The organism is Ochrobactrum teleogrylli (genome assembly GCF_006376685.1).
Classification (GTDB): Bacteria; Pseudomonadota; Alphaproteobacteria; order Rhizobiales; family Rhizobiaceae; genus Brucella; species Brucella teleogrylli.
Genome location: NZ_VEWL01000001.1, coordinates 418,040 through 429,998, shown reverse-complemented (window position 1 = coordinate 429,998; position 11,959 = coordinate 418,040). Strand labels below are relative to the sequence as shown.

Sequence of the window (11,959 nt, the reverse complement as noted above, 5' to 3'; positions counted from 1 at the left end):
CTTGTCTATCACACGGCATCGAAGAACATGTTGTTTGGAAGCCGATGGCCACGCAGGACAAAGCAATCATCAGAACGGTTGGCGTTTCCGTCAGCTTTGACGGCGCGATGGCTCTGAATTCGGTCGATGCCTCGGTTCAATCCGGACGGATAACCGTCATTTGCGGGGCCAATGGTTCGGGCAAAAGCACGCTGTTGCGCAGCATGGCGCGGCTTCAGACGCCAACGAGTGGACAGGTTCTGTTTGACAGTGAAGACATAAACCGCCTGAAACGGATTGATCTGGCCCGCAAGATCGCCGTGCTGGGGCAGATGCCGGAAATTCCCGCTGGCCTGACCGTCGAAGAACTGGTCGAAAACGGACGTCACCCGCATCGAGGTCTGTTTTCCCGACTGGGCAATCATGACCGAAAGGCAATCGAACGCGCCATCACGCAAACCGGCCTGCAAGCCCTGCGTCATCGTCAGGTGGCTTCGCTATCTGGCGGCGAACGTCAGCGCGCATGGGTTGCGCTGGCGCTGGCGCAGGAACCATCCGTCCTGTTTCTCGATGAGCCGACGAATTTTCTCGATATCCGGCATCAGGCCGAGTTGCTGACATTGCTCAAGCAGTTGAACCGCGATCATGGCCTGACCATCGTTGCTGTTCTGCACGATCTCAATCAGGTGCTGGAACTGGCCGACGACGTTATCCTGATGCGTAAAGGCCGCTTGATGGCTTCTGGCTCTCCTGAAGAGGTATTCACAACGGAACGACTCCGAGAAGCTTTCGACTTCGATATCGAAGTGACCGCGCACCCGGTTCTGCCGATCCCGTTCTGCATGCCACGCTGGGTCAACCATGCATCCATCAAGCCATCTGCCGGAAATCAGCAGAGCGAGCGGAGCGCGGAATGACCGCGCAGCCTCTGACCACAAGCCAAACTAAACCGGCAGGTTTCACGATTGGAATTGTCGTTCTGGCAATCCTGCTGCTGATCGCGCTGACCGTCGCCGAACTCGTCATCGGCAGTGGAAATGTCACGCTACAGGACGTTTTGCAGTCGCCGTCGCGGCCGCAAACGCTGGCGCAGATTATCATCGAAACAATTCGCCTGCCCCGTGCAATAGCGGCTATATTGGTCGGCGCAGCGCTTGCCGCCGCTGGCACGGTGATGCAGACCATTTTGCGCAACCCGCTTGCCGCGCCAGACATTCTGGCTGTCACCAGCGGCGCGCAACTGGCCCTGGTTGTTTCCAGTCTGCTGCTTCCATTTGCCTTTCCGGGCTTCCTCGCCACGATCATCGGCGGCGCATTGGGCGGAACATTATGCCTGCTGGTGGGCGGCGGATTGCGCGCCCAAGCGGTTCGGCTGGCACTGGCGGGCGTGGCGGTATCCCTCGCCTTCTCGGCGCTTTCTTCCGCGATTATCCTGATTGCCGATGATCGCGCATCCGGCATCATCCTGTGGTCTTCCGGCATGCTGGAACAAACAGGCTGGGCTAAAGTTGCACCGCTCGCCCCCTTTATTGTCGGAGCCATCCTGCTGCTGGTCGCCCTTGCCCGCCAGTTCGACGTCATGGCGCTCGGCAGCGACATGGCGGCAAGCCTTGGGCTTGGCAAAGCGACTGCGCTGATCGGCCTTCTGGCCACAATCGTGCTATCAGGTGCTGCCGTTACCATCGCCGGGCCTATCGGTTTCATTGGTCTCGCAGTGCCCAATCTGCTCCGCGCCACTGGCATGGTTCGGCACAAAGCGCTTTTGCCCGCAGCCTGCCTGTGGGGAGCGGTTGCGCTGCTTTCAGCCGACATTGCCGCTCAATGGCTAAGCAGTGCCGGCACCATCATCCCGACCGGAATCCTCGCTGCCTGTTTCGCAGCACCGGCGCTGATCTTCGTCTTGCGTCGTATGAAAGCGGAGGCACCCGCCCACAACGCGCAGATCCTTGGGAAAACCATATTCAAGCGACCGTTCGCGCTTTATGCGAGCCTCGGCGCAGTTCTGTTCGCGGCTCTTCTGGCCGGGCTTCTGTTCGGCGACGGCATCGCAGGACGCGACATTGACTGGCAGGCGATACAGGCACTGCGCGCGCCACGCGTGTTGGTGGCCATGGGCGCGGGCGCTTTGCTCGCAATAGCTGGATTGTTGCTGCAGGCCGTGACGCGCAACCCGCTATCCGGCCCGGAAACTCTGGGCCTCGCACAAGGCGCAGCACTCGCAAGCCTCGTCGCACTGCTCGGCGGCATCATTCCGGGAAGCGCGCTTTTTGCGCTCTGCTCGGCAGGCGGCGCCTGTCTTGTGGTCTTGCTTTTAAGCCTGCTCGGCAAAAACCTGTCACCGACCCGCACGGCGCTGACCGGACTTGCAGTGGCAGCCAGCCTTTCAGCGTTGAGCACGATTGTGGTGATTGAGGCAAAGCTTCAGATTGCCGAAGCACTTGCCTGGCTCGCAGGCTCCACCCATGGGCGCAACTGGCAGGATGTGGCGGCGCTTGCCCCCTGGCTTCTGCTGATCGCTATCGCACTTGCATTCGCGAAACGCCTCGACATTCTGGCGCTCGGTCGCGATGCGGCGGAATCGCTTGGCGTGGATACGGCCACGACCCGCTTGTGGCTACTACTACTGTCAGCCCTTTCTGTGGCAGGCGCGGTGTCCGCCGTGGGCGCAATTGGCTTCGTGGGATTGATCGCGCCGCATGCAGCGCGCCTTTGTTGCGGCGCGCGCTATCGGCATCTACTGCCAGTGACAGCGTTGATCGGCGCAATATTGACCGTTCTGGCTGATACGCTGGGCCGCGCGATCTTCGCTCCGCAGGAAATCCCGGCGGGCATCGTGACGGCCTTCATTGGTACGCCACTCTTCATTCTGCTCATGCGCAGACAATCGCGCTGATTGTCAATCTCACAATAAAACCTCGATGAGAAGCGCCGGATTCGAGGGAGAACCAACACTGCTCACCGAGTGAGGACGGCGCTAACCGTCCTGTTTGCCGCATCCGCGAATTACCGAGCGGCCATCACACCAGCGATAAGACCGGTTGCCGCGGTAATCAGAAGATACTGATTATCGACCTTCACCCAACGCTGCCCCTTGCCCGGTGCACGAAGCCCATAACGCTTGTAATCCTTGACTTCGCTTTGACGCGAACCATTGAAGCGCTGCCCTTTAGACCAGCCCTTTGCGGACTGTTTCTTTTTCTGCACCTGTTGAACTGCTGGTTTGCGCTGCGGCTGGTTGTCACGAGCTTGCGCCAACGGCGCACCAATGAACGAAAGAGCAATCGCCGCGAGTAGGATTTTCTTGAACATGATATTCTCCTTTCGTGATGAACTCACGCTACCCAACCCGCGATGAACAATAAATGAATACTTTCAAAAATAATCATTAAATAAAATCAATGTTATTATTGATTTTCCAATTCCTTATTATTTCTTAGTATTCGCAATTTAATAGGTATAAACTTGATAAGTTAAATTATAAATTCAAACTATTTAAATGATTTTCTTATTATTTTATATTTAATAAAGTATAATATTATATATATTGAGAACGATCGATCACGCCAAGCGCAGGCTTGGAAAGCCAAAACCGTCGCCGGTTTTGACGGCACCATCGAAAACAAAAAGGGAAATAATGGCGGAGGGGGTGGGATTATTTCCGAGGCAGGAAAAATCTATACTCGCTTTTATATCAAAAGCTTAACCCTATTCCACATATTCGATTTTGTACCACTTTTTGTACCAACAATTTAGATAGATAAACGTCAAATTATGCTTGGGTACGCTTTGCAAACGGGATACTGCACGCCCTTCCATTGTTAAAAATCGTAGCGATCAACATTCTCGCGTTCAACCTGAGGGTCGCAATATTATATGGAAATGCTCTCAGAAACTGAGACTGGTCTATTCTAGCTTATCAGAAACTCAGACTGATCTGACTTAGCATTGCGATTCAGACCTCTCCCTAATTTAAAGGTCAGAAAAAATTCTAGAGGCGCGTGCTACATCTTATATCCAGTTCGTTTGCATGCCATCATGAAATGCGCTCTAAGAAGCGACGTAAGATTCGCGAGGCCCCGAAATGAAAAAAAATCCTGAAGATCAGTTTTCCGCATCGCAGGATTTTATTGACTTCGTTGGAAAACGCAGGTTCGCGACCATTATGGCCGACCCGCCTTGGCAGTTCGTTAATCGAACTGGTAAAGTGGCACCAGAACATAAGAGGCTTTCACGCTACGGTACGATGGAACTGGATGCCATAAAGGCGCTTCCGGTAGCTGACGCTTGCGCGGCGACGGCTCATCTGTATCTATGGGTTCCTAATGCTCTTTTGCCGGAAGGCCTTGAAGTAATGCGAGCATGGGGATTCAACTACAAATCAAACATCGTCTGGCATAAGATTCGGAAAGATGGCGGATCAGACGGTCGCGGTGTAGGTTTCTATTTCCGTAACGTTACGGAGTTAATTCTGTTCGGAGTCAAGGGCAAGAACGCACGTACGTTGCCACCGGGAAGATCGCAAGTGAACTACATTTCTTCACGGAAGCGGGAGCATTCGCGGAAGCCTGATGAGCAATATCCTCTCATAGAAAGCTGCTCGCCGGGTCCTTACTTGGAAATGTTTGGGCGTGGCGTGCGTAAGGATTGGTCAACTTGGGGTAACCAAGCTACCGAGGCATATGAGCCCTCGTGGGACACATACAGTTACAACTCCGCGACTGACAGACCTATCGCAGCTGAATAGTCAACTTTCAGGTGCAATGCCGTCCCGAATGAGGGCATTTTCTTCCTCAGCAATGTCTTCTAAGTCAATGTTTTGGTCAAATCTGACAATACTTGATGGAAGACCAATCAGCACCAGAGGACAAGGATTTCCGACGCCTCTGTGCACTCTCGCTTCCAGTTTGCTCCAGTGCGTCGTCGCTGCTCCGTATTTGTCTGCTACGAAAAGACTAGCCCACGCTTCTTCAAACGAGCATCCCGACGCGCTAACTCTATTTTCGACGGCAGTCCTCTGCCTCTTTGTGCGCGCCATGCCGAACTCCTCAACTGCGTCGTTCGAATTCAATCCTCGCTCGTAAGCAAATCGCTGAACCAATTCCTTCATGTTATCTTGCATTGTGGTGCCGCGAGTAACGATAACTCCAACAGAGATAGCCCCGTCTGCATGAAGTCTTTTAAAATTCTCTAAGTCGCGGTCGAAGAACGGGTCCTTGTTGTTCCATTCAATTTCTAAGGCAACTATGCCTTTATCAAACTGTTTCACGTGGTCGATCTCGTGCGAAATCGCTTCTCTTCGTTGGCCGTTTATTGTCTTTTCAACGATAAAATTCATCTTCTTCCAACCCAACGCTGCAAGTGAGCGTCGCAACCGCTGTGTCCCTTGGGTCTCTCCGCCGCCAGAGCCGATGATTTCTTCAATTGGAATTGACAAACTGCCCACAGCTTCTTCGAGTTGCAAAACAGCCTCTGGAAAATCTACACTCAATATTGCTTCTGCATGAGAATGAATTTCCACCTGAAAACCAAGCTCTTTGAGGGTATCAAACATACTGCCCACGCCAAAAAATGTTTCTGACGAAGATTAACAAATTGAACTATCCAAATCCTTAATAAGCCCAAACGAGTTGAGCAGGGCGACAGAATCTTAGATGAGTGCAGTTGATGGAAGAACGTGAAAACTAAGAAATGTCTACCACGCAACAGCCTTCTTCATTATGCTCTGAAGCGCTATGTTCTTCAACTTAAGCGCAATACTGGAAGATTGATCCAAGTTATCTTTACGGTGCATGGCATCATTATATATCACACCAAGTAAGAAGCACACCTCTGGTACGTTAACATTCAGGGATTCCGCTAGTTCAAGCTTCGCTGCCGTTCCATGTAAGTCAAGGAATTCTGCTCGCCTCTGAGGGTCACCAATTTTTTCGTATGCGCATTGTTCAATCGCTATACGAACATGCGCGCACACTGCGAACGGATCATAAGACTCAGCCCCGTCGACAAGTTTCTCCCAGTGTTCCCTCAAAAAACCATAGAAATCAACACTCACGCCGTGCTTCTTAGGTAGCCCATACGTCTCATTAAATATTTTTGAAATATCCCTACGCTCCGGATGATAATGTAGAAAGTACTTCGAAAGATCGTCCTTCCATACTGCGTCATCACGTTGCAAAATCACCTTTTTCATAGTATTTGAAATGCTTTGATTTGGTACTCCAAGATAAATCCTATTCTGTTTTTTAAGCGCATAGCCCTTAAAAAATACAGGGTCGAGATGCGTCAACAAAGCCAAATATATTCTTCGCCCTTCCCTCTTAAAATCCTCTATTAATTTACTTAGAAAATATTGAGCTACTACAATATTTGCATCATCAAGGTAATCAAAAATTTCATCGATAATTAATATTATAGGTTTTTGTGATCTTGAATTTGTTACCTTAATGAGAGCACAGGTAAAGTAAAGGAGGTCTCGCTGACCATTTGAAAGAGAATTTGCATCCGGAAATTTAATGATAAGACGTCCCTTAGTTTCTTTTATATCTGCCGCAACCCAGCCACCATTTATATCGTTTATAAAAGCTTTTATGTTACTTAACCGCCGTTCAAAGTCGCAGCGTTGTAGCCATTTCTTAAACTCCGCGCGATTGTCCTCTATTAGTTTGTGTAATTGAAACGTCAACAGAAAGCGTTCAACTAAATTTGTTTCAGTGGCTGACTGCTCAATTATCTGAACAATTTGCTTGATGGGTTCGCAAGCCATGATAGCGCTTGTGAATTCTTGTGAGAAACGCTGAGCGATATCCGGCTTGGTTCCTTTCGCTGCAACCAAGAACAATAGCGAGGCGTCAAATAACTCCGTGCACCGCTTTTGTTTTAATTTGTCAATAGCGTCAATATTGCTTAACAAATCGGAACATATAGAATTATTAAAAATTTTCGGTAAATTGGGAGACAGTTTTGAGTTCTCTGCAAGTAATATCTTGTAATCAGACGATTTATAATTAAGTGCAGCCTTCGGCGGCACGGGGCCTAAATCTAAGTCCGAAATCTCTAGATACGGTCTTGCGACTGCAAAACCGTTAGGACGCGGCATTTTTGCTTTAGCTTCTATATTTGATTTGATGACGGAAATTTCGAATTCTTCAGATACTTCGTTTTTCGAATCATCGGCTGTTAGCCATTTTCCCTCATGACAAATCTTGAGCAGTGAAATCCGTACTTCTTGTTGCCGATGCTTGTCTTTTTCATCAACTAAAAGTTTTGCGCCTCGGGCACAATTGAACGCGGTAGATAACGTGCTTTTCCCGAATCCGTTAGGCGCTATAAAGATATTTGGCTTATTGGGAAGAAACTGGACATCTAAAGTTGTATCATTAAATCCGCGGATATTCTGAATTACAATTTTCGAAATTGTCATTTTGCGATGCCCCCAGTCAGCCGAGTCCGATAAAAGACGTGAATCGGAGTTTTAATCAAGACATCAACATCAGCGACAGCTTATTATGATACCGGGGGAAGACGCGAAGGGTTCATTTCAGTGAAGATGTAATGGTGCTTTGCACTTCCACGCCCCGCTTGCGGACACCAAGCTTGCGCTCAATGATCTGTCCTTGTTGGCGCGAAATCATTACATGTACTGCCTTCTCCTCCAGCAGGCAGACCAATCAAACTACGATGACACTTCATGAAAAGTTCAAGACCAGTCGCGCTATGCTCAGCCTCAAGACGCCATTAAACTAAAGCGGTTTTCCTCAACTTCGAAAGGGTCGAGCGGCTACAGCCAGTAGCTGCTATAATGCTGTTCCAGCTCTGACCACTCTCTAGCATTTTTAGAAGCGCTGCATTCCGCGACTTATTTTCTGGCCTACCTTTGTATTTTCCATCGACCTTGGCTTTGGCTATTCCCTGTTTCTGCCGCCGCCTGCGATCATCATAATCTTTTCGAGCTATGGCCGCGATCATATCCAGAAGCATACTGTTGATTGCTTCAAACATTCGAAGCGTGAACTCATCCGTATTTTCGGAAGCCATCGTCCATGAGGTAGGAAGGTCAAGCGCAACGACGCGAATTTGTTTTATCCTAATTTCCGCCTTCAGCTTTTCCCAGTCGGCAGAGTTCAAACGGCTCAACCGGTCCACCTGCTCAATCAAGAGTATATCGCCGGGTTGGCTATCCGAAAGTAGGCGGAACAATTCCGGGCGATCAAGGGAAGCGCCGCTCTCATTTTCGGTATAGAAGGCCGCAATCTTCAAACCACGCTCTTTGGCAAATGCAATCAGATCGTCTTTCGCCCGATTGGCATCCTGATCCTTGGTTGACGCTCGCAGATAGGCACGTAAAAACATAGAACCACTCAAAAGTTCGTTTTAAGTGGTTCTTTTATAATCGGTTCGTTTTGAGTTGTAAACGGAAATTATCGAACCAGCGTAGAGCTAGTTCGCTAGAGGTTTACCCTTAGCGCATAGGCATCCAACTCCAGCAAAGCCGTCATGTTTTCAATTCGCACAAAAAGAGATAAAGATGCCGTGTATGGGCGAACTGCTGATTTTTTAACAAGGGAATGAAATGGTAAATGTCATTTGGGGTACGACTAGAAAACCGGTTTCAAGTCAACGCCTCGCCGATCTCTTGGAAACAGAGATACAAGACGAAGGCGACCTTTTCATCGGATACCCCATTATTGCAACTCCCGAAGGAGCATTCTCCATTGATGCTCTGCTCGTAAGCCCTTCGCGCGGAGTAATTATCTTCGATTTGGTGGAGGGGAGAGATTTAGGCGATTTTCAAGACCGCCAAGATGAAGGCGTAAATCGATTAGAGACAAAGTTTCGCTCCCATAAAAACTTGATGCAGGGGCGAAAACTGTTGGTCACATCAAACGTTATTACATACGCCCCCGTCGCTAACATCGAAGGACGGGGAGACGATCAATACCCCATATGTAATAACGCAAATTTTTCTGAAACAATTGACAAATTTCTTGGATATGAATGGGAAAGTCAAGATACTTATCTGGGCGCTCTTTCTGTAATACAGTCCATTTCTACGATACGCCGAAATAAGAGAAGCAGGATAGCTTCACGAGTAGACTCCCGCGGCTCAAAACTGAAGTCTCTGGAAGAATCTATTGCAAATCTTGATGTGATACAGGGACGCGCGGTAATCGAAACCGTAGATGGTGTGCAGCGAATTCGTGGACTTGCGGGTTCAGGGAAGACGGTTATTCTGGCACTCAAGGCGGCATATCTTCATGCTCAGCACCCAGAGTGGAAGATTGCTGTCACATTTAACACTCGGTCCCTTAAGGAACAGTTCAGGAGACTTATCACAACCTTCGTGATCGAACAGTCGGGGGAAGAGCCGATCTGGGACAATCTACAGATACTTAACGCATGGGGTGCGCCCGGTGGCAGAGAAAAGACCGGCATGTACTACATGTTCTGTCAAAGGCACGGTATTTCCGCCTACGATTTCCAAAGCGCACGACGGGCCTTCGGCCAAGGTAATGAATTCAACGGAGTTTGCACCAATGCTTTACAGCAAATGCAAAATCCCCAAAAAATATTTGATGCAATTCTTATTGATGAAGCGCAAGATTTTGAAAGCTCGTTCTTGCAGCTATGCTATTGGATGTTGGGGGATATTAAGCGCCTCGTCTATGCTTACGATGAACTTCAATCGTTGACTGAAAGGTCTCTTCCTCCACCAGAAGAGATTTTCGGCTCTGACGAGCGCGGTCGCCCTCGCGTTCAATTAGCGGCACCTGAACATGGACAGCCCCAACAAGATATCATTTTAGAAAAATGCTATCGCAATTCCGGACCAGTCTTGGCGACAGCACATGCCCTGGGATTCGGGATTTATCGTGACGCAGACCCTAAAACTGGAACAGGGTTAGTGCAGATGTTTGAAAATAATAATCTGTGGCTCGATGTTGGTTATCGCGTTAAGGAAGGGGAACTTGTAGATAATTCACAAGTAAGGCTTATGCGAACCGCGCATTCAAGCCCTCAATTTCTACAAAATCACTCTCCAATTAATGATCTTATCCAGTTTATCCACTTCGACAATGAAGATCAGCAAGCAAGTTGGCTTGCAAATTCCATCCAAGAGAACTTAACCGATGATGAACTCGCTTGCGACGACATTATCGTGATTAATCCAGACCCCCTGTCGACTCGCAGCGCAGTTGGCAAGACCCGCCGCATCCTTTTTGAAAAGAACATAAATAGCCATCTAGCGGGCGTCGATACATCTCCGGACGTATTCTTCGATGAGGGAAACCAGTCTGTTGCCTTCACCGGAATTTTTCGCGCCAAAGGAAACGAAGCCGGTATGGTTTACATCATGAATGCTCAGGATTGCTATACAGCATTCGGCGGTATTGCGCGGGTGAGGAATAGGCTATTTACGGCGATCACGCGCAGTAAAGCATGGGTTAGAGTGCTTGGGATCGGCGAGAACATGCGACGTTTGGAGCAAGAGTTTCAAAGGGTTCAGCAAGAGGATTTCGAACTCGCGTTCGTTGTCCCAGATGATAAAACTAGAAAGAGCATCAATATCATTAATAGAGACATGACGGATGCTGAGAAGAAGAATGTTAAAGACTTTAGTACAAATATTGGTCGGCTCATAGAAGAAATACGTAAAGGAGAGTTGCGCGTTGAGGACCTTCCCAACGAGCAAATTGAGCAACTTAGAACAATTTTGGGCAATAAGTAGTTGCTATGCCAAGTCCAGAAACTGTTAAGAAACAAATTGATAGTATAACAGCGGACCTAATCGAAACAGGACTGAGCAGCAAACAAAATTTTTCCATCCTCAGAACTCATCCAGAAGGGGTTATTGACGTAACTACCGAAAAGTATACGGACATGTCTCTTTTTATGAAAGATATCAGTTATGTTGATATGTATAATGGAGCCTTGGAAGGAGAACAATACAACATTGCGATGGTGGACGGCGCTCTAATTCAGATGCAGTACCGATTCGTTGATGGTGTTATTCACAAGCATCGGCTGGCTTTTTTTCCTTCACCAACGCTTGATGAGTTTCAAAATAATCCTGATATCTACGATGAGGATGAAATCTACGGCGATGTGATCAAAAGAAGTATCTTCCCTGCACCATTGCGCTTCGATTTTGATAGGTCAGCAGCTAAGAATGTAACTCACCCGATGTCACATCTTACTATAGGGCAGTACGGAAACTGTAGGATACCTGTTCTATCACCATTATCACCCTTTTTGTTTACTGATTTTATACTCCAGTCTTTCTATAACTGTGGATATAAGAACTTTTCAAAAAAAATAAGGACAATGAAAGAAAGATTTACGTCAACGATTACAGATTCAGAAAAGGAAATTATTCATATAAGTATTCCTTTATAAATATCCGTATTTACAATACTTATTAAATTTTTAAATTTTTCTCTTTCTATTTCTCTGACCAAGCCTAGATGGGCAGGAATTGAAGGTGCTGGCATCGGGTTGATTTTCCAGAAAGATGGCTAGACTGTATTGATTGGTCAGAGTGTGACTGTAATTTGCCCTGACTTGAATTCATACATAAAAGCCGTTCACATAGCATAATCTGTGAACGGCTTTGCAGAAAGCCTCGTTAGGAAGGTGTTTTTGGCAACTGCTTTCTCGATCCAAGAGTCGCAATCAGTCCACCGATAAATGCAAGCACCATAAATACGGCGACTATGGTCCCTCCGAGGACTGCTCCAGCCACAGCACAGATCATCAGAAGAATGCCGGGTAACCGTCCTCTTGCGCCTAGTGCAACGGCACCCAAAATGATGGTCAGAAACGAAAACGCAACACCACCCCAACCAAGGCCGATAATGGTTGAAGCTCCTTCAGCTTCAAGCCCAGCTCCCATACCGCCGACTGCTAACGTGAAAATGGCTGCGAAGACGCCAAAAATCCCTGCAACCAGCGCGATAATTCCGCCTGCTTTCTGCATTTTTGT

10 protein-coding genes are annotated in these 11,959 nt (G+C 48.3%); 5 read left to right on the top strand and 5 right to left on the bottom strand.

Translation table 11 applies throughout. From position 1 onward, the window contains the following. Positions 1 to 44: 44 nt before the first annotated feature. Both FIC94_RS01885 and FIC94_RS01880 read left to right on the top strand, forming a co-directional pair. Entirely contained in the window at positions 45 to 896 is an 852-nt protein-coding gene (locus FIC94_RS01885) for an ABC transporter ATP-binding protein (protein ID WP_140023734.1), read from the top strand. Next, entirely contained in the window at positions 893 to 2,872 is a 1,980-nt protein-coding gene (locus FIC94_RS01880) for an iron ABC transporter permease (RefSeq protein WP_140023733.1), read from the top strand. Before FIC94_RS01885 ends, FIC94_RS01880 begins: the two co-directional genes overlap by 4 nt. 110 nt (positions 2,873 to 2,982) lie before the next feature. On the opposite strand, the gene FIC94_RS01875 is transcribed toward FIC94_RS01880, so the two are convergent. Next, the gene (locus FIC94_RS01875) at positions 2,983 to 3,288 is read right to left on the bottom strand and encodes an RcnB family protein (protein WP_140023732.1); all 306 of its coding nucleotides are present in this window, start codon (positions 3,286 to 3,288) and stop codon (positions 2,983 to 2,985) included. Positions 3,289 to 4,060: 772 nt separating this feature from the next. On the opposite strand from FIC94_RS01875, the gene FIC94_RS01870 reads away from it, so the two are divergent. Further along, positions 4,061 to 4,723: an MT-A70 family methyltransferase gene (locus tag FIC94_RS01870; protein WP_140023731.1), complete on the top strand. Its 663-nt coding sequence runs from the start codon at positions 4,061 to 4,063 to the stop codon at positions 4,721 to 4,723. Here FIC94_RS01870 and FIC94_RS01865 read toward each other — a convergent pair whose 3' ends face one another. The 3 genes from FIC94_RS01865 to FIC94_RS01855 form a co-directional block, all read right to left on the bottom strand. Then, entirely contained in the window at positions 4,724 to 5,530 is an 807-nt protein-coding gene (locus FIC94_RS01865) for a BglII/BstYI family type II restriction endonuclease (RefSeq protein ID WP_140023730.1), read from the bottom strand. Between the two features lie 141 nt (positions 5,531 to 5,671). Beyond that, positions 5,672 to 7,399: an AAA family ATPase gene (locus FIC94_RS01860; RefSeq protein ID WP_140023729.1), complete on the bottom strand. Its 1,728-nt coding sequence runs from the start codon at positions 7,397 to 7,399 to the stop codon at positions 5,672 to 5,674. Positions 7,400 to 7,713: 314 nt separating this feature from the next. Further along, a complete protein-coding gene (locus FIC94_RS01855) occupies positions 7,714 to 8,328 on the bottom strand; it encodes a recombinase family protein (protein WP_140023728.1) in 615 nt (204 codons plus the stop codon). 220 nt (positions 8,329 to 8,548) lie between these two features. Here FIC94_RS01855 and FIC94_RS01850 point away from each other — a divergent pair, with 220 nt between their 5' ends. Continuing rightward, positions 8,549 to 10,705 carry a DEAD/DEAH box helicase gene (locus tag FIC94_RS01850; RefSeq protein ID WP_140023727.1) on the top strand — a complete coding sequence of 719 codons (2,157 nt, stop codon included), beginning with the start codon at positions 8,549 to 8,551 and terminating at the stop codon, positions 10,703 to 10,705. Between the two features lie 5 nt (positions 10,706 to 10,710). After that, positions 10,711 to 11,373, top strand: a complete 663-nt coding sequence (locus tag FIC94_RS01845; protein ID WP_140023726.1) for a DUF2290 domain-containing protein — start codon at positions 10,711 to 10,713, stop codon at positions 11,371 to 11,373. Positions 11,374 to 11,602: 229 nt separating this feature from the next. Here FIC94_RS01845 and FIC94_RS01840 read toward each other — a convergent pair whose 3' ends face one another. Next, a complete protein-coding gene (locus tag FIC94_RS01840; RefSeq protein WP_140023725.1) occupies positions 11,603 to 11,953 on the bottom strand; it encodes a hypothetical protein in 351 nt (116 codons plus the stop codon). Positions 11,954 to 11,959: the final 6 nt, after the last annotated feature.

Bases quoted from the DNA above. Each gene is read 5' to 3' on its own strand.
- FIC94_RS01855 (WP_140023728.1), bottom strand. From the start codon at position 8,328: ATGTTTTTACGTGCCTATCTGCGAGCGTCAACCAAGGATCAGGATGCC.
- FIC94_RS01865 (WP_140023730.1), bottom strand. From the start codon at position 5,530: ATGTTTGATACCCTCAAAGAGCTTGGTTTTCAGGTGGAAATTCATTCT.
- FIC94_RS01875 (WP_140023732.1), bottom strand. From the start codon at position 3,288: ATGTTCAAGAAAATCCTACTCGCGGCGATTGCTCTTTCGTTCATTGGT.
- FIC94_RS01860 (WP_140023729.1), bottom strand. From the start codon at position 7,399: ATGACAATTTCGAAAATTGTAATTCAGAATATCCGCGGATTTAATGAT.
- FIC94_RS01870 (WP_140023731.1), top strand. From the start codon at position 4,061: ATGAAAAAAAATCCTGAAGATCAGTTTTCCGCATCGCAGGATTTTATT.
- FIC94_RS01850 (WP_140023727.1), top strand. From the start codon at position 8,549: ATGGTAAATGTCATTTGGGGTACGACTAGAAAACCGGTTTCAAGTCAA.
- FIC94_RS01845 (WP_140023726.1), top strand. From the start codon at position 10,711: ATGCCAAGTCCAGAAACTGTTAAGAAACAAATTGATAGTATAACAGCG.
- FIC94_RS01840 (WP_140023725.1), bottom strand. From the start codon at position 11,953: ATGCAGAAAGCAGGCGGAATTATCGCGCTGGTTGCAGGGATTTTTGGC.
- FIC94_RS01885 (WP_140023734.1), top strand. From the start codon at position 45: ATGGCCACGCAGGACAAAGCAATCATCAGAACGGTTGGCGTTTCCGTC.
- FIC94_RS01880 (WP_140023733.1), top strand. From the start codon at position 893: ATGACCGCGCAGCCTCTGACCACAAGCCAAACTAAACCGGCAGGTTTC.